This window comes from Caulobacter sp. GW821-FHT11A05, assembly GCF_058809015.1.
This window is the reverse complement of record NZ_JBXASF010000007.1, coordinates 223,932-240,107: the sequence shown is the minus strand read 5'-3', so window position 1 is coordinate 240,107 and position 16,176 is coordinate 223,932. Positions and strand designations below refer to the sequence as shown.

General features: G+C 68.8%; 17 protein-coding genes. 11 read left to right on the top strand and 6 right to left on the bottom strand.

Annotated elements, in window-relative coordinates:
* Positions 1 to 101: 101 nt before the first annotated feature.
* Positions 102 to 854, top strand: a complete 753-nt coding sequence (gene modA, locus AC1RSK_RS12470; RefSeq protein ID WP_492907869.1) for a molybdate ABC transporter substrate-binding protein — start codon at positions 102 to 104, stop codon at positions 852 to 854.
* On the opposite strand, the gene AC1RSK_RS12465 is transcribed toward modA, so the two are convergent.
* Positions 851 to 1,438: a hypothetical protein gene (locus AC1RSK_RS12465; RefSeq protein ID WP_492907868.1), complete on the bottom strand. Its 588-nt coding sequence runs from the start codon at positions 1,436 to 1,438 to the stop codon at positions 851 to 853. The genes modA and AC1RSK_RS12465 overlap by 4 nt on opposite strands.
* A 93-nt stretch (positions 1,439 to 1,531) precedes the next feature.
* Positions 1,532 to 1,891, bottom strand: a complete 360-nt coding sequence (locus AC1RSK_RS12460) for a VanZ family protein (RefSeq protein WP_492907867.1) — start codon at positions 1,889 to 1,891, stop codon at positions 1,532 to 1,534.
* Between the two features lie 109 nt (positions 1,892 to 2,000).
* On the opposite strand from AC1RSK_RS12460, the gene AC1RSK_RS12455 reads away from it, so the two are divergent.
* The 4 genes from AC1RSK_RS12455 to AC1RSK_RS12440 are packed head-to-tail and all read left to right on the top strand — an operon-like array spanning position 2,001 to position 4,201.
* A complete protein-coding gene (locus tag AC1RSK_RS12455) occupies positions 2,001 to 2,660 on the top strand; it encodes an HAD-IA family hydrolase (RefSeq protein WP_492907866.1) in 660 nt (219 codons plus the stop codon).
* 2 nt (positions 2,661 to 2,662) lie between these two features.
* Positions 2,663 to 3,088, top strand: a complete 426-nt coding sequence (locus AC1RSK_RS12450) for a hypothetical protein (RefSeq protein ID WP_492907865.1) — start codon at positions 2,663 to 2,665, stop codon at positions 3,086 to 3,088.
* Entirely contained in the window at positions 3,085 to 3,381 is a 297-nt protein-coding gene (locus AC1RSK_RS12445) for a 4a-hydroxytetrahydrobiopterin dehydratase (protein ID WP_492907864.1), read from the top strand. The genes AC1RSK_RS12450 and AC1RSK_RS12445 overlap by 4 nt, the downstream gene beginning before the upstream one ends.
* A 34-nt stretch (positions 3,382 to 3,415) precedes the next feature.
* Positions 3,416 to 4,201, top strand: coding sequence for an SDR family oxidoreductase (locus tag AC1RSK_RS12440; RefSeq protein WP_492907863.1), 786 nt, complete (start codon positions 3,416 to 3,418; stop codon positions 4,199 to 4,201).
* A gap of 16 nt (positions 4,202 to 4,217) precedes the next feature.
* Here the strand turns inward: AC1RSK_RS12440 and AC1RSK_RS12435 are convergent, their stop codons facing one another.
* A complete protein-coding gene (locus AC1RSK_RS12435) occupies positions 4,218 to 4,610 on the bottom strand; it encodes a Tat pathway signal protein (protein WP_492907862.1) in 393 nt (130 codons plus the stop codon).
* Between the two features lie 96 nt (positions 4,611 to 4,706).
* On the opposite strand from AC1RSK_RS12435, the gene pseB reads away from it, so the two are divergent.
* Positions 4,707 to 5,744, top strand: a complete 1,038-nt coding sequence (gene pseB, locus AC1RSK_RS12430; RefSeq protein ID WP_492907861.1) for a UDP-N-acetylglucosamine 4,6-dehydratase (inverting) — start codon at positions 4,707 to 4,709, stop codon at positions 5,742 to 5,744.
* Positions 5,744 to 6,901, top strand: a complete 1,158-nt coding sequence (gene pseC, locus AC1RSK_RS12425) for a UDP-4-amino-4,6-dideoxy-N-acetyl-beta-L-altrosamine transaminase (RefSeq protein WP_492907860.1) — start codon at positions 5,744 to 5,746, stop codon at positions 6,899 to 6,901. Before pseB ends, pseC begins: the two co-directional genes overlap by 1 nt.
* Here the strand turns inward: pseC and AC1RSK_RS12420 are convergent.
* Complete coding sequence (locus tag AC1RSK_RS12420; protein WP_492907859.1) at positions 6,898 to 7,983, bottom strand: MraY family glycosyltransferase; 1,086 nt, start codon at positions 7,981 to 7,983, stop codon at positions 6,898 to 6,900. The two genes, pseC and AC1RSK_RS12420, sit on opposite strands and share 4 nt — an antisense overlap.
* 379 nt (positions 7,984 to 8,362) lie before the next feature.
* On the opposite strand from AC1RSK_RS12420, the gene AC1RSK_RS12415 reads away from it, so the two are divergent.
* The 4 genes from AC1RSK_RS12415 to AC1RSK_RS12400 all read left to right on the top strand — a co-directional run bounded on the left by AC1RSK_RS12415 (position 8,363) and on the right by AC1RSK_RS12400 (position 13,738).
* Complete coding sequence (locus AC1RSK_RS12415) at positions 8,363 to 9,157, top strand: tyrosine-protein phosphatase (protein WP_492907858.1); 795 nt, start codon at positions 8,363 to 8,365, stop codon at positions 9,155 to 9,157.
* Between the two features lie 42 nt (positions 9,158 to 9,199).
* The gene (locus AC1RSK_RS12410; protein WP_492907857.1) at positions 9,200 to 9,898 is read left to right on the top strand and encodes a polysaccharide biosynthesis/export family protein; all 699 of its coding nucleotides are present in this window, start codon (positions 9,200 to 9,202) and stop codon (positions 9,896 to 9,898) included.
* A gap of 195 nt (positions 9,899 to 10,093) precedes the next feature.
* A complete protein-coding gene (locus tag AC1RSK_RS12405; protein WP_492907856.1) occupies positions 10,094 to 12,445 on the top strand; it encodes a GumC family protein in 2,352 nt (783 codons plus the stop codon).
* Positions 12,446 to 12,448: 3 nt separating this feature from the next.
* Entirely contained in the window at positions 12,449 to 13,738 is a 1,290-nt protein-coding gene (locus tag AC1RSK_RS12400) for a hypothetical protein (protein WP_492907855.1), read from the top strand.
* Positions 13,739 to 13,844: 106 nt separating this feature from the next.
* On the opposite strand, the gene AC1RSK_RS12395 is transcribed toward AC1RSK_RS12400, so the two are convergent.
* Both AC1RSK_RS12395 and AC1RSK_RS12390 read right to left on the bottom strand, forming a co-directional pair.
* Positions 13,845 to 14,840, bottom strand: coding sequence for a GSU2403 family nucleotidyltransferase fold protein (locus AC1RSK_RS12395; RefSeq protein WP_492907854.1), 996 nt, complete (start codon positions 14,838 to 14,840; stop codon positions 13,845 to 13,847).
* Positions 14,841 to 14,908: 68 nt separating this feature from the next.
* Positions 14,909 to 16,066: a M23 family metallopeptidase gene (locus AC1RSK_RS12390; RefSeq protein ID WP_492907853.1), complete on the bottom strand. Its 1,158-nt coding sequence runs from the start codon at positions 16,064 to 16,066 to the stop codon at positions 14,909 to 14,911.
* Positions 16,067 to 16,176: the final 110 nt, after the last annotated feature.

Sequence of the window (16,176 nt, the reverse complement as noted above, 5' to 3'; positions counted from 1 at the left end):
GATTCTCCTTGTCCCGGTTTGATCCACTGGGGGGAGTCCTCCGCAATCGGCGGGCCAGTTAAGGTTGCCGGGTCGGCGGGCGTCTGGCAGGAGTCGGCTTCATGATCGCGCGCCGCACAGTCCTGATCGGCGGCCTCGCCCTGGCGGCGGGCCCCACCTTTGCCCAACCACCCGGAACCCGCATCTTCGCGGCCGCCTCGTTGCAGACGGCGCTGACCAGGATCGCCGCCGGCTATCGCGGCCCGGGCGGGCCGATGCAGGTGTCGTTCGGCGCCTCCTCGGCCATGGCCCGCCAGATCGCCCAGGGCGCGCCCGCCGACCTGTTCATCAGCGCCGACATCGAATGGATGGACTGGTTGGCCCAGCGGCGGCTGATCGCGGCGGGGACGCGGCGCAATCTGCTGTCCAACCGGCTGGTGCTGATCGGCCCCAAGACCTCGACCGTGACACTGAAGATCGCGCCCGGCATGCCGCTGGCCCAGGCGCTGGGCGGCGGACGGCTGGCCATCGCCGACCCGGTCGCCGTGCCGGCCGGCAAGTACGGCAAGGCGGCGCTGACCAGGCTGGGGGTCTGGGACAGCGTGGCCGGCCGGCTGGCCCCAGCCGAGAACGTCCGCGCCGCCCTGGCCTATGTCGCCCGGGGCGAGACGCCGCTGGGCATCGTCTATGCGACCGACGCCCGTGCCGAGCCGAGGGTGAAGGTGGTCGGGACCTTCCCGGCCTCGACCCATCCGCGCATCCTCTATCCGGCCGCGCTTACGAAGCCGACGCCGGCCGGCCGGGCGGTGTTGGATTACCTGTCGGGCCCCAAGGCCATGGCGGTGTTCGCCGCCGAGGGTTTCCTGAGGCCCTAGTCCTCGGTCTTGCCGGGCCAGGTCAGGTAGCCGTCGCGATCGACGCCGGCGTAGCCACCGCGCCGGCCGTGCCTGCGATGACCGCCGCCGTAGCCGTCGCGGCCTTCATAGCCATAGGCCTCGTAGGACCCGCCGCTGCTGGAATAGGCGTAGCCGCTCTCGGAAGACCGGCGGCTTTCCTCATAGGTCTCACGCGCTTCGACGCTGACCGAGGTCCCCACCCGGCGGTAGCCGCCGCGATAGGCGCCATCCAGACCCTCATCGAGATAGCCGACGCCCTCGGTCCCGGAGCGGTAGCTGTAGCGATAGCCGCTGGATCCGCCGCCGCGACGGTGCACGGCCTTGCGGACATGGCCGCCGGTGCGGACGGTTTGCTCGCGGCTGGCGACCTCGACGGTGGTCCCGGTATCGGCCTCAGTGGCGGCCTTTTCCGTGGCCGGCGCCTTGGTCGGGCAGCGGTCCTTGCAGCAACAGTCGGCGCTTGCCTGAGCCTTCGGCTCCGGCCCGCTCCGCGGCGAGAAGCTGTCGCAGGCCGACAGGGCCAGGGCGGAAATTCCCAGAAGGGCGAAGGACAGAAGACGCATGACAAGGCCCGCATAGACGGATGGATCCGACCTCAGGCTGCGCTCAACCTCTGCAGAAGGCCCGCCCATTCACCCGCCGGGGGAGGGGTAGGGTTAACCCACCCCTCTGCGTTGCAGGCGCCGCAAGGCCAGGGCCAGCGCCAGGCCGGCGGCGATGCCGGTGCTGTTGGCGACCGCGTCCCAGGCGTCGCCCTGGCGCCCAAGCCCCATGGTCGCCTGCAGAATCTCCACCCCGACGCCGGCCAGGAACAGCCCGACGGCCAGCCGGCCCAGGCGGCTGGGAAAGGCCCAGGCGCCCAACAGGGTCATGGTCAGATAGGCGATGGCGTGCTCGGCCTTGTCCCAGAAGGTCAGTCCCTGCGGCAGGGCCTCGGTCGGGCTCAGCGACAGCCAGGCGATAACCGCGCAGGCGATGGCAAACAGGGCGAAGCGGAGGGGGGCGGGGAAAAACATGTGTCACCAAGGGTGACGGCTCACGCCGCCGCTGCAAGAGGAGATTTGGTGAAGACGATGCGCGCAAAGCCGACTAAGCGTTCGCCGCATCAGGCAACGGGACGACAAGATGACGGTCAACTCAGCGGTTCGGGCGGTGATCTGGGACTTCGGCGGGGTGATCACCACCTCGCCGTTCGAGGCGTTCAACCGCTACGAGGCGCAGAAGGGCCTGCCGCACAACCTGTTCCGGACGGTCAACTCGACCAACCCCGACCACAACGCCTGGGCCCTGTTCGAGCGCAACGAGATCGACGCCCCCGGCTTCGACGCGATGTTCCTCGAGGAATCCACGGCGCTCGGCCATCCGGTGCGCGGGGCCGAGGTGCTGACCCTGCTGTCGGGCGACGTGCGGCCCGGCATGGTGGCGGCGCTGAAGGCCTGCAAGACGGTCTTCAAGGTCGGCTGCATCACCAACAACGTCCAGACCGGCCATGGCGCCGGCATGGCCGGGACCAGCGACAAGGCCGCCCAGGTGGCCGGGGTGATGGAGCTGTTCGACGCGGTGATCGAGAGCAGCAAGGCGGGCGTGCGCAAACCCGACCCGCGCATCTACCAGATGATGTGCGAACTGCTGGTCGTCGAACCTTCGGATTGCATCTACCTCGACGACCTCGGCATCAACTGCAAGCCGGCGGCGACGCTGGGCATGAAGGCCATCAAGGTCTCCAATGAAGCCCAGGCGCTGGCGGAACTCTCCGCGGCGACCGGGCTGACGTTCGGGAGCTAGGCGTGGACCGTGTCCGGCGATCCCTGCTGGTCCTGGGTCTGATCGGCCTTGCGGGTGGGTGCCGCCGGCCCATCGTCACTCCCGCCGAGCTTCGCGCGTTGCGGGCTTTGGATATCGACGCCGCCGAAGCCGACGCCAGGAAGGCGGTCGCCGCCGGGGACTGGCGACTGTTGTCCGTCGGCGGGATCGCCATCACCCTCCCGGGCACGGACCTCGCGGGCGGGGGTATCGACAGCAAACGCGCACGCTTCCTGGCCGGCACGGGAGATATGCTCCAGGACGACGAGCACAGCCGGCTGAACATGCGCGCGCGCGACTACGCGGAACGCTATAACCGCGAGATCATCCGGATCGGCGGCTACACCGCCACCGAACGGGCCGCGATCCAACGCTATCGCTTGTCCAGGCAGGATGGAGGCCAGCAATGACCCGCCCCTCGAAGATCGGCGCCGCCGAAGCCCTCAAATCCCTGCCTGACTGGAAGGCTGCCGAGGGCGACCGCGACGCCATCGTCCGCGCCTTCAAATTCAAGGACTTCAACGCCGCCTTCGGCTTCATGACCCGGGTCGCCCTGTTGGCCGACAAGCTCGACCACCACCCCGAATGGTTCAACGTCTACAACCGGGTCGAGGTGCTGCTCGCCACCCATGACGCCGACGGCGTGACGGACCTGGACGTTACCCTGGCAAAGTTCATGGACGAGGTCGCCGCCTCGCTCTAACGATTGTTTGAAAGAACAATCGGAGAGACGACCCATGGCTTCGACTTCAGGCCGCGTGGCGGGCAAGAAAGCCTTTATCACCGGCGGCGCCCAGGGCCTCGGGGCCGGAGCCGCCCGCCGGCTGGCCGAGGAGGGGGCGAAGGTCGCCCTGGCCGATCTCAACCTCGAAGGGGCCCAGGGCGTCGCCGACGAGTTGAACGCCGCTTACGGCAAGGGCACGGCCTTCGCCTACCGCCTGGACGTCACCCAGGAAGAGCAATGGATTGATACCCTGTTCCGGGCCAATGCCGATCTGGGCGGCCTCTCGGTGCTGCTCAACAACGCCGGCATCAGCCGCGGCGCCGACATCGAGAACTGCACCCTCGACGACTTCCGCATGACCATGAGCGTCAATGTCGACAGCGTCTTCCTCGGCGCCAAGCACGCCATCAAATATCTGAAGGACAATCAGCCGGGCTCGATCATCAACATCAGCTCGATCGCCGGCCTGATCGCCAACCACAACGGCCCGGCCTACAACGCCTCCAAGGCGGCGGTCTGGCTGCTCAGCAAGAACATCGCCCTCTACTGCGCCAAGCAGAAGCTGGACGTCCGCTCCAACTCCATCCACCCGACCTTCATCGACACCCCCATCCTCGACCCGATCCGCCAACGGTTCGGCAAGGAGGAGGGCGAGGCCAAGCTCGGCCGCCAGGTGCCGCTCGGCCGCATCGGCACGCCCCGGGACATCGCCGACGCGGTGCTCTACCTGGCCTCGGACGAGAGCCGGTTCATGACGGGGGCGGAGCTGAAGCTCGATGGCGGCATTTCGGCGATGTGATCCGCCCCCGTGGGGCTCAGTTGACCAAAATCGTCCCGACCAGCAGCTTCGCGCCCGGCCTGCCGAGGATGCGGTCGGTTTCGCGTTGGCACTTCATGGCCAGGAAGTCGGCGTCCGGCGGCGTCGCGGCGGGCAGGCCCGAGGCGTAGATCTGCAGCACCTGGGCGTAGGCGGCCCGCAGCCGCGGGGTCGAGGCGGTGGCCAGGTCGCGCAGCTGTTCGTTGGCGACGTCGACCCCGACCTCCATGGTCATCACACCCCGGCTGCCGTTTCGGCGCATGATCGAGGCGGTGAGGGTCTGGATCTGGATATAGCTGATCCCGCCGCCCTTTTTCTTCTCGGGGCTGCTCGCAAGCGCGGCCGTCGGGGCCAGGGCGATGAGGGCGGCGAGGGCGAGGCGGCGGTCCATGGCCCGCTCTTACGCCCGCATGGTTTATGCGTGATTTACGCGCAGGTGACAGATTCGGCGCTTCGGCCCAGATTCGGGGCCGATCTGGAGCTTTGAATGACCCGATTCGCGCCCAAGACCCTCGACCTGGACGGCCAGGTGATCCTGGTGACCGGCGGCACCGGCTCGTTCGGCAAGCGGTTCATCGAGACGGTGCTGACCCGCTACGCGCCGCGCAAGCTGATCGTCTACAGCCGCGACGAGCTCAAGCAGAGCGAGATGCAGCAGGACCTGCGCGAGAAGTTCGGGCCGGAAGACTATTCCAAACTGCGCTTCTTCCTCGGCGACGTGCGCGACCGCTCGCGCCTGACCCTGGCCCTGCGCGGCGTCGATGTGGTCATCCACGCCGCCGCCCTGAAACAGGTGCCGGCGGCCGAGTACAACCCGTCCGAATGCATCCAGACCAATGTCGTCGGGGCCGAGAACGTGGTCTGGGCCAGCCTGACCAACCGGGTCCGGCAGGTGGTGGCGCTGTCGACCGACAAGGCCTGCAACCCGGTCAACCTTTATGGCGCCACCAAGCTGGCCTCGGACAAGACCTTCGTGGCCGCCAACAACCTGTCGGGCGACCTCGGCTGCCGCTTCTCGGTGGTGCGCTACGGCAATGTGGTCGGCTCGCGCGGCAGCGTGGTGCCGCTCTATCGGCGGCTGATCGCCAAGGGCGCGACCAGCCTGCCGATCACCGACGCCCGGATGACCCGCTTCTGGATCACGCTGGACGAAGGGGTGGAGTTCGTCCTCTCCTCGCTGGAGATCATGCGCGGCGGCGAGATCTTCGTGCCCAAGATCCCCTCGATGGCCATGCCCGACCTGGCCCGGGCCATGGCTCCGGAAGCCGGCATCGACATCGTCGGCATCCGGCCCGGCGAGAAGCTGCATGAGATCATGGTCGGGGCCGACGACGCCCGCCAGACCTGCGAGCTGGACGACCGCTACGTCATCGAGCCGGCCTTCGTCGAATACGCCCGCGAGGCGTTCGGCGAGAAGGACGGCGCCCGGCCGGTGGCCGAGGACTTCGCCTACGCTAGCGACAGCAATACCGACTGGCTGAGCCCCGAGGGCCTGCGCGCCATGCTGGAGGCCCAAGGGGTCTGATGACCCAGCCCTTTCTGCCCTACGGTCGCCAGACCATCGAGGAAGACGATATCGCGGCGGTGGCCCAGGCCCTGCGCGGCGACTTCCTGACCACCGGCCCGACGGTCGAGGCCTTCGAGACGGCCTTCGCCGGCAAGGTCGGCGCCGCCCATGCCGTGGCCTGCTCCAACGGCACCGCCTCGCTGCATCTGGCCATGCTGGCGCTGGGGGTGGGACCGGGCGATGTCTGCATCGTTCCTTCGATCACCTTCCTGGCCACCGCCAACTGCGCCGCCTACGTCGGGGCGCAGGTGGTGTTCGCCGATGTCGACCCGAACAGCGGCCTGATGACGCCCCAGACCCTTTCGGACGCGCTGTCGCGGGCCGTGGGACCGGTGAAGGCGGTGCTGCCGGTGCATCTGCGCGGCGACGTCTGCGACCTGCCCGGGCTGGCGCGGCTGGCCGGCGAGGCGGGGGCGGTGCTGGTCGAGGACGCGCCGCACGCCCTGGGCACGACCATGGATTTCGGCGGCGGACCCGAGCGGGTCGGCGACTGCGCTCACGCGGCCATGGCCAGCTTTTCGTTTCACCCGGTCAAGACCATCGCCACCGGCGAAGGCGGCATGCTGACCACCAACGACGGCGAGCTGGCCGCACGCCTCAAGTCCCTGCGCAGCCACGGCATGACCCGGCCGCCGGGCGCCGACCCCTGGGTCTATGAGATGGCGCAGCCGGGCTTCAACTACCGCCTGCCGGACATCAACTGCGCGCTCGGCCTGTCGCAGCTCTCCAAGCTGGACCGCTTCACCGACCGACGGCGGCGGCTGACCGCCCTCTACCAAAACCGGCTGGCGGGGCTGAACGCGGTCCGCCTGGCCGACAGCCCGGCCTGGTCCGACCCGGCGCTGCACCTCCTGTGCGTGCTGATCGACTTCGAGGCGCTGGGCGTGACCCGGGCGCAGGTCGTGGCGCGGCTGGCGGCGGCGGGGATTGGCAGCCAGGTGCACTACATCCCGGTCCATACCCAGCCCTACTGGCGGGCCCGCAACGGCGCGCTGGACCTGCCCGGCGCCCAGGCCTGGTACGACCGCTGCCTCAGCCTGCCGCTGTATCCGGCCATGGCCGACAGCGACGTCGAGCGGGTGGTTTCCGCGCTGGAAGGCGCGCTCGGTCTCTAGCGCTTCTTGCCGGTCAGGCGAGCGTAGACGGCGATGGCCCGCTCGGGGTGGCGGGTGAACAGGAAGTAGGCGCCCGTCAGCCCGGCGAAGATGGCCAGCAGCACCGGCTGGGGCACGTCGGCCCGCAGGGCCAGGGCGACGCCGAGCCCAAGGGCCAGCGACAGCGCGCAGAGCGTGACGACCACGCCGGTGACGGAAAAGCCGCCGTCCAGCATCAGGTGATGCGCATGGGTGCGATCGGCGTGGAAGGGCGAGCGCCTGTGCAGGAGGCGGCGCACGATCAGCACCAGGCAGTCGATCAGCGGTGGGGCGATCAGGAAGGGGGCCAGCACCGGCGTCACCGGATAGACCGGGTTCTGGGTCAGGCGGAAGGCGGCCCAGGCGATGATCAGGCCGAGGTAGGCGCTGCCGGAATTGCCGAGGAAGATCCGCGCCCGCTTGCGCCAGGGCAGGCGCAGGTTGAAGGCGAGATAGGCCATCACCGCCCCGGTGATGACCGTCAGCCCGTGGGCCAGGTCGGCGTTGCCGGCGTAGAGCGAGGCGGCCACCAGCATGACCAGGGCGCAGACGCACAGCGACCCGGCCAGACCGTCGATGCCATCGGCCATGTTCAGCGCGTTGATCAACCCGACCGTGGCGATGATGGTGAAGGGGACCGACAGATAGCCCAGGTCCAGCGGCCCCAGGCCGAACACCGGACCGATATTGGCCACCCGCACGTCGCCGACCAGCACGATGGCCAGGGCCGCGCCCGACTGGGCCAGCACCCGGATCGGCCAGGGGATGTCGTAGATGTCGTCGAGCACCCCGACCACCACCAGGATGACGGCGGCGATGCCCAGGCCGACAACCTGGGCGTTAGGCGGGGTCAGGGCCAGGGCCGGCAGGATGGTGCCGACGGCGATGGCCAGGCCGCCGGTGACCGGGGTCGGGGCGGCGTGATCCTTGCGGCCGCCGGGCTTGTCGACCAGGCCGAGCCGGGCCGCGAAGGGCGACAGCAGGAAGATGATGGCGGTGACGGCGCTGAAGGCCGCGATGAATTCGAGGGCGGCGGTGCGCAGGAACTCGACCGTCGGAAACACCCTTAATAGCCCCCCAGGCAGATGCGGCAGGCCCGCCGACCGCCGCTACAGGAAGCCTGTCCCTTAGAGCCGTCGCCGCAAGCTGGCAACCGACGTTCCGAAAGAAACCCTGTGTCGGCTACCCTTCATAATATTGAAGAAAAAGAGCGGCTCTGTTCACGCGCCGCCCCCCATTTGGGTGTAGCACGCGCCGGCCTGTCACAAGACTTGTGCAGTTTGCGCAACAGGCTTGCGGTAACGCTGTTTGCGCCTTGACCTCTCCGGGGTGCGGCAGGATAACGCAGCGTCGGGTGGGCGGGCGTCATAACTTTCAGGCGCGCGCGCTTCCGCGCGCCTGCAGGTCGAGGTCCGCGAAGGGCTTGGTTTTGGAGTTGCGGGTTTGATCGACCTTCACTGCCACATGGTTCCCGGCATCGACGACGGGGCCCCCGATCTCGAGACGTCACTGGCCATGGCCCGTTGCGCCGTCGAGGACGGCATCAAGGTCGTCGCCTGCACGCCGCACATCTTCCCGGGGTTGTACGAAAACACCGGCCCGCAGATCCGCAAGGCGGTCGCCGCCCTGCAGGTCGAGCTGGACCGCGAGGAAATCCCCCTCAAGCTGACCACCGGCGCCGACGTGCAGCTGTGCGTCGACCTGGTGCAGGGGCTGCGCAACGGCCGGATCCTCAGCCTCGGCGACACCCGCTACTTCCTGTTCGAGCCGCCGCACCACACCGCCCCGCCGCGCATCGAGGACACGGTGTTCGCGGCCATGGCCGCCGGCTACCACCCGATCATCACCCATCCAGAGCGCCTGCACTGGATCGAGAGCCACTACGAGACCATGGTCCGCATCGCCAAGGCCGGGGCCTGGATGCAGCTTACGTCAGGGTCCGTGACCGGCCGGTTCGGCAAGCGGCCGCAATACTGGTCCGAGCGCATGCTGGACGAGGGCCTGGTCCATATCCTGGCCACCGACGCCCACAACATGAGAAACCGCCGCCCGCTGCTGTCGCCGGCCCGCGACGCGGTCGCCCAGCGCCTGGGCGAGCAGGCGGCCATCGACATGGTCGTCACCCGGCCGCGGGCCGTCCTCGAGAACCAGCCGCCATCGATGCTGCCCGGCGCGGTCGGGGCGCCGAAGGCCGCGACGGGATTGGGCTTCCTGCGGCGTTTGTTTAAAGCGGCCTGACGAGGCTATGATGCGTCAGAATTACGCAGTGGGGAGCTATTCATGATCCGTGCCCTGGTTTTTGCGCTGGCGAGCAGCCTGTTGCTTGTCGCCTGTTCGACCGGTGGGTCCGGCAAGATGGCCGACGGCGCGATCTATGGAACGGCCATGCCGCCGCCCGATCCCACCCGCGCCGTCGTCGGCGCCGAGGAGTACCGGGTCGGGCCCATGGACACCCTCGACATCAACGTCTACCAGGCCCCCGACCTGACCCGCGTGGTCCAGGTCGACGCCGCCGGCCAGATCGGCATGCCGCTGATCGGTTCGGTGCCGGTGGCCGGCAAGACGGTGACCGAAATCCGCACCGAGATCGTCGACCGCCTGAAGAACCGCTACCTGAAGTCGCCGGAGGTGACCGTGGCGGTGAAGGAGTTCGCCAGCCAGAAGGTCACCGTCGACGGCGCCGTCGGCCAGCCCGGCGTCTATCCGCTGATCGGCAAGACCACCCTGGTGCAGTCGGTGGCCATGGCCCGCGGCGTCAACCGCGAGGCCAACCAGAAGAAGGTGGCTGTCTTCCGGGTGGTCAACGGCCAGCGGATGGTGGCGGTCTTCGATCTCGACCAGATTCGCACCGGCAAGATGGACGACCCGCAGATCTACGCCAACGACGTGGTCTTCGTGGACCGCTCGGGCGGCAAGACCCTGTGGCGCGATGTGATCTCGGCGGTGCCGCTGATCGGCATGTTCGTGCCGGTGCTCTGATCGCATCGGTCGCCAGACCCGTTCTGTCCGGATCACATGAGGCATGTGATCCGGACAGAACGGGTCCGACTATAAGAGAGAAGAGCCCGTCCGGGCGGCGGAACCGTAGTCACTTCCGCCTGACGGGCTCTAGAACAGTTTGAACGGAATAGACGCCGCGCCCTGGCTTGGGCCGGTGAAGGGGCTTGAGGACGAATGAACCGCCGCGACAATGACGAGACCTGGGATGGCGAGCCGGAAGGCCGGACCTACCTGACCACGGCCATGCCCCGGCCGCTGGTGGTGCGCGGCGGCCGGGCCCTGGCCCCCGCCAACGCCCGCTTTGACGAACAGCAGGGCCTCGCGCCCGAGATCAACCTGCTGGCCTACTGGCATGTGCTGGTCAAGCACCGGCTGGTCATCGCCGGCGCGGTCGGGGTGATGCTGATCCTCGGCCTGATCTTCACCCTGCTGACGACGCCGATCTATCGCGCCACGACGATGATCCAGATCGACCGCGAGGTGGCCAACATCACCAACATCGAGCAGGTGACGCCGGACGACAGCCGCAACCTGGAATTCTACCAGACCATGTACGGCCAGCTGAAGAGCCGCACGCTGGCGCTGCGGGTGGTGCAGAAGGAAAACCTGGCCGCCGACCCCAACTTCATGAACCAGTCCAAGCCGTCCGGCCTGAAGGACGCTCTCAACAAGCTGCTGGGCCGCAACAAGACCCAGGCCGCCAACCTGACCGCCCCGCTGGCGGCGCGCGAGCGGCAGGCGACGGCCCTGTTGATGGCCGGCATCACCATCGAGCCGGTGCGCAATTCGCGGCTGGTCAAGATCTCCTACGAGAGCCCCAACCCGGCCATCGCCTCGCGGGTCGCCAACCAGTTCGCCGAGCAGTACGTGCGCTTCAACATGAACCGCCGGTTCGAGGCCTCCAACGACGCCCGCGACTTCCTGCAGGACAAGCTGGCCGAGGCCAAGGTCAAGCTGGAGGAGTCTGAAAAGGCCCTCGTCGCCTACGCCCAAAGCCAGGGCATCATCAACGTCACCCCGGCCGGCGCCACCGGAACGCCCGGCGGCGGCGGGGCCGAGCAGACGGCCAGCACCTCGCTGACCGCCACCGACCTGGTGGCAATGAACACCGCGCTCGGCATGGCCAAGAGCGCCCGCATCAACGCCGAGCAGAAGTGGCGCCAGGCCCAGTCGGGCGCGATCATGAGCCTGCCGGAAGTGGTCGGCAGCCCGACCATCCAGACCCTGCGCCAGCAGCAGGCCGTGCTGAAGGCCCAGGCCGCCCAGATGGCCACCCAGTACGGCGAGGAATGGCCGGCCCTGATCGCCATCCGCGGCCAGGTCGCCGACATCGACCAGTCGATCGCCAGCGAGGCGGCCAACGTCCGCCAGTCGATCCAGCAGCAGTACCAGATCGCCCGCAACCAGGAGGCCTCGCTCCAGGGTCAGGTCTCGGGCCTGAAGTCGGGGGTCATGGACCTGCGCAACCGCTCGATCCAGTACAACATCCTGCAGCGCGACGTGGACACCAACCGCACCCTCTATGACGGGCTGCTGCAGCGCTACAAGGACATCGGCGTCGCCGGCGGCGTCGGCTCCAACAACGTCTCCGTCGTCGACGGGGCCCAGACCCCGCGCAGCCCCTACAAGCCCAACATGCTGATCAACCTGTTGATCGCCAGCGGTATCGGCCTGCTGCTCGGCCTGGGCGCCGCCTTCGGCCTCGAAAGCCTCGATGAGACCATCAAGGTCCCCGAGGACATCGAGGGCAAGCTGGGCATGCCGCTGCTCGGCGCCATCCCGATGCTCGACAAGGGCGTCACCCCGGAAGAGGCCATGGCCGATCCGCGCAGCGCCTTCTCCGAGGCCTACTACTCGGTGCGCACGGCGCTGCAGTTCTCGACCAACGAGGGCGTGCCGCGGAACATCCTGGTCACCTCGGCCCGGCCGTCGGAAGGCAAGTCGACCACCTCGGTGGCCCTGGCCAAGAACTTCGCCAAGCTGGGCATGAACGTGCTGCTGGTCGACAGCGACCTGCGCAACCCGTCCCTGCACCGCACCCTGCGCGCCGACTCCAGCGCCGGCCTGTCGAACTACCTGACCGGCTCGGCGACCCTGATCGAGCTGGCCCAGGCCACCGACCAGCCGAACCTGGCCTTCATCCCCTGCGGTCCGCTGCCGCCCAACCCGGCCGAACTGCTGGCCGGGGCCCGCATCCGCGCCCTGGTCGCCGAGGCCCAGCAGCACTTCGACCTCCTGGTCATCGACGGTCCGCCGGTGATGGGCCTGGCCGACGCCCCGCTGCTGGCCTCTTCGGTGGCCGGCACCATCCTGGTCATCGAGGCCGGCACCACCCGCCAGGGCCTGGCCAAGGCGGCCCTGCGCCGCCTCGACCTCGGCCACGCCCGCATCCTCGGCGCCCTGCTGTCCAAGTTCAGCCTCAAGGCGGCCGGCTATGGCTACGGGTACGGCTACGGCTACGGCTACGCCTACAATTACGAGTACGGCAACAACGACACCAAGAAGCTGGGCCGCAACAAGGGCTGATCCATGCCGACGCCGGACGCGCGCGCCAGCCGAGAGCGGGAACGGCCGATCCTGCGGGTCGTGCCGCCCGTCCCGCCAGAGCCGCCCAAGCGGGTCTTCCCCTGGCGCGACGTGGTCCTGGCGGCCGTGCTGGCGCTGGGCGGCCTGGGGTTGGGGACCCTGATCGTCCAGCGGGCCGCCGCCGACGCCCTGACCCAGGAGCATCCGGCCCAGGCCCTGGCCTGGCGGCCGTCCGACGCCGAGGCCATGGCCAGGCTGGCCGAGCGCCGGCTGGAACGGCGCGAGACCGCCGCCGCCCGCCGCCTGGCCCTGGCGGCGTTGAGGCGCGATCCGACGTCGGGGTCCGCCTACCGCACCCTGGCCTTCGCGGCCGGCGATCCGGCCACGCGCGACCGGCTGATGACCGTCGCCGGCGACCACATGAAGCGTGACATCCCGGCCGTCGCCTGGCTGGTCGCCGATCGCCTGGAGAAGGGCAAGCTGGCCGAGGCCGCCGACCGGGCCGACGGCCTGCTCAGGGCCTGGCCGGTGTCGCTGCGCGGTGCGATGGAGCGGCAGCTGGGCCGGCTAGCGGCGGCCCCCGGCGGGGCCGAACTGCTCGCCGCCCGGCTCGACGGCGATCCGCCCTGGCGGGGGGCGTTCCTGCTCAACATGGCGCGCACCGGCGACAATCCCGGCGCCGCCATGGCCCTGTTCACCGCCATGGCCAAGGGCAAGAAGCCACCAAGCGAGATCGAGGCCGGCGCCCTGGTCAACCGGCTGGTCAAGGACGACCAGTACCCGGCCGCCTTCCTGGTCTGGGCCCAGCTGTTGCCGCCCGAGGGCATCGCCAACCTGGCCGACCCCTACGACGGCGGCTTCGAGGGCCTGCCCGGCCCCGCCCCGTTCAACTGGCAGTATTTCGACCGCACCGGCGTCATCGCCGAGCCGGCGCCCAAGACCGACGGCGATGGCAAGGCCCTCTATCTGCGCTTCACCCAGGCCCAGTCACCCGGCGTCCTGGCCCGCCAGCTGCTCGCCCTGCCCCCCGGCCGCCACACCCTGACCGGCCGCTGGAAAGCCGACGGCATCTCCGTGGCCCGCCCCCTGGTCTGGGGTTTCCGCTGCGCCGAACGCAACGCCGCCATCGTCGATCCGGGGACCAGCCTGTCGGGCACGACCGGGTGGACGACCTTCGCGGGCACGGTGGATGTGCCGCCCGGCTGCCAGGCGCAGTGGCTGACGCTGTCGTCGCCGGGGCGCGGGCGGTCGGAGGGCGAGGCCTGGTTCGACGATCTGAAGATCACGCGGTAGGGGGCGTTCCGATAAGTGGGAACCGGTTATCGGATCAAACGCGCGCCAACGGAAAAGCTAGAGCAAGCGAATTGATTCCATCAAATCGCGCCCTGCTCTAGGGGCGCTACCACCGGGGCGCCGCCGGCTTCGGCCGCTGTGGCAGCCAATCGGCATAGACCCCGGCCAGCTCGGCTGGGAGCGCGGCCTCGAATGCCGGGTCCAAGGGGTACTGCGGCATCGCCAGGTCAACTGCGTTCAGAAGGGCGACGCCCTGCTGGCCGTCCTTGCCCCGCTTCAAGGGCGCGCGCTTGGCCTGGCGTGACATCCACAGCTTGTGCAAGGCGAACCAGCGAGGGTCAGGGGCCACGATTCGGGCCGGTGATCCGTCCCGACAGACCGTGACGCGATCGACGACTCTGCCGTTGAGCAACCACTCCTGTTCCGGCAACGAAACAGGGCGTGGTTTGTCCAGTCGCGCCAAGCTGGAGGCGCGAGAGGGCGCCACCAGCAGTTCGACCTCGTAGGCCTTGGCGTTCCGCGCCTGGAATGAGCGCTCCATGTTGACGGTATAGGTGGGATCGACCGCCTTCAGCATCTCCCAGACCGCTGGCGCGTCCGACGGCGTCGCCGTGGACGACCAGGCGAGGTCGAAATCCTGCGTTTCCGTCGGCGCCGGGATGAAGCCGCCCGCCTCGATGCTGTAGGCTGTCATGGCATTCGTGCCGATCACCAGCAGATGCTCGCCCAGAAGGCCGCGCCGGTCGGCCTCGCGCACGATCGCTCCCGCTTCCGTCGGTAGCAGCGGAACGCGCAGGGCCCGGCAGATCCGCGCGGTCTCGTCCAGCGCAATGCGGGCGGTGGCCCGCCGGGCTTTGGCCACCTCTTTGGCAGACCTGTAGTCCTCCAGCCTGCGCGCAAGTTCGTCGGTCCAGGGGCCCAGGCTTCGACCGTTTCCGCCGCGGTCGTTGATTTCATAGAGATAGGCCTTGTCGCCGACGGTCTTGCGACGGAGGTCGTAAGGCAGGGCGGCGAGACTCTGCTCCGCCTCCATCCAAACTTGGTACTGCTGCTCAAGATTGATCAGCGTTCGGGATTGCTCGTCTGTGAAGGGCCGGATCATCACCCATTTATCCCACAAAAATAGAAATTGACCAAATGTGGGATAATCGTTCAAAAACAATGCAAACCCTACTTCGTCTCCACCAGGTCCCCACTCTGGATCGGTCCCGGCAGCAGGGCCATCGGGTTCTCCACATTGCTGAACGTCGCCGGCTTGCCGACGCAGTTCAGGGCGCTCGGCCCGTCGCAGATGTGGAAGTGCAGGTGAGGCTCCGTCGATGACCCTGAACTGCCGACCGCCGCCAGCACCTCGCCGGCCTTCACCGCCTGGCCGACCTTGACCTTCACCGAGCCGGGCTTGAGGTGGCCGTAGACGCTGTATTCGCCCCAGGCGTGGCGGATGACGACGGCGTTGCCAGCCAGCACTTCCGCGCCTTCGGCGACCAGGCGGGTGTTCTGCGCCGTCACGATGCGCTCGTAATAGGCCTGCTGGGTCTCACTGGCCTTGCGGATCAGGCCCTCGTCCTCGCCCCAGCGATCGACGACCTTGACCACCTCGCCGTCGGCGGCGGCCAGGACCGGCAGGCCATAGACCAGGTAGTCGGCGAAATGCAGGCCGTCGGTGCGGTAGGTGCGGTGGCCGGCTCCGATCTGGCCGATGTCGAGGGCGAACTCCTCCGGCACGGCCCAGCGGTGGTGGGTGTTCAGGCTGGGGCCGGCCGCGACGTAGAAGGCGCCCTGCAGCGGGAAACGATAGCGGGCTGGCGGCTGGGCGACGATGACCGGGATCGACAGGCGGGCGACGACGGCGCCGTCGGGGCCCCGCGCGGTGACGCGGACCGCCTCGCGCTGGCCGCTGAAGCTGAGCACCTGGGAGGTGACCAGCAGGCCCTCGCCGGGCGCCAGGGTGGCGGTGGCGCTGAGCTTCGCCGCCGGCTTGCCGAGCACATCGCCGAACTGGAAGCCGACCGCCTCAACCATGCCGGCCTGTTGCAGCCCCGCCCCTCCAGCCGACAGCCGCGCCAGATCGGCCGGCCCCAGGGTGCGCCGCTCGACCGCCTCGCCGCCGCGCAGCAGTTCGAACTCCAGGCTGGCGAGGGTGACCGGGGCGCCGGTGGTGTTGATGACCGCCACATTGTGCAGCATCAGGCTCTGCACCCCGCGCACGCTGTCGAGCGGGAAGGCGTTCAGCGGCCCGGCCGGAAAAGCTTTCACCGTGGCCTCGGCCGCCTTCGCCGAGCCGGCGATGGCCAGCAGGAACAGGGTCGCGGCGATGATGCTGCGCATGGGGAGCCCTCTCGAAAGTCGCCGAAAGGGACCACGGCTGGTCAAGCGGCCCAAGTTAATTCGCCGACAGCACCGCCCTCCACCCCGATGAATATGTCTAGACATATTCA

Coding starts and splice junctions, on each gene's coding strand:
- AC1RSK_RS12400 (WP_492907855.1), top strand. CDS start 12,449: ATGCCGACGCCGGACGCGCGCGCCAGCCGAGAGCGGGAACGGCCGATC.
- AC1RSK_RS12390 (WP_492907853.1), bottom strand. CDS start 16,066: ATGCGCAGCATCATCGCCGCGACCCTGTTCCTGCTGGCCATCGCCGGC.
- modA (WP_492907869.1), top strand. CDS start 102: ATGATCGCGCGCCGCACAGTCCTGATCGGCGGCCTCGCCCTGGCGGCG.
- AC1RSK_RS12435 (WP_492907862.1), bottom strand. CDS start 4,610: ATGGACCGCCGCCTCGCCCTCGCCGCCCTCATCGCCCTGGCCCCGACG.
- AC1RSK_RS12445 (WP_492907864.1), top strand. CDS start 3,085: ATGACCCGCCCCTCGAAGATCGGCGCCGCCGAAGCCCTCAAATCCCTG.
- AC1RSK_RS12440 (WP_492907863.1), top strand. CDS start 3,416: ATGGCTTCGACTTCAGGCCGCGTGGCGGGCAAGAAAGCCTTTATCACC.
- AC1RSK_RS12460 (WP_492907867.1), bottom strand. CDS start 1,891: ATGTTTTTCCCCGCCCCCCTCCGCTTCGCCCTGTTTGCCATCGCCTGC.
- AC1RSK_RS12395 (WP_492907854.1), bottom strand. CDS start 14,840: ATGATCCGGCCCTTCACAGACGAGCAATCCCGAACGCTGATCAATCTT.
- pseB (WP_492907861.1), top strand. CDS start 4,707: ATGACCCGATTCGCGCCCAAGACCCTCGACCTGGACGGCCAGGTGATC.
- AC1RSK_RS12455 (WP_492907866.1), top strand. CDS start 2,001: ATGACGGTCAACTCAGCGGTTCGGGCGGTGATCTGGGACTTCGGCGGG.
- pseC (WP_492907860.1), top strand. CDS start 5,744: ATGACCCAGCCCTTTCTGCCCTACGGTCGCCAGACCATCGAGGAAGAC.
- AC1RSK_RS12465 (WP_492907868.1), bottom strand. CDS start 1,438: ATGCGTCTTCTGTCCTTCGCCCTTCTGGGAATTTCCGCCCTGGCCCTG.
- AC1RSK_RS12405 (WP_492907856.1), top strand. CDS start 10,094: ATGAACCGCCGCGACAATGACGAGACCTGGGATGGCGAGCCGGAAGGC.
- AC1RSK_RS12410 (WP_492907857.1), top strand. CDS start 9,200: ATGATCCGTGCCCTGGTTTTTGCGCTGGCGAGCAGCCTGTTGCTTGTC.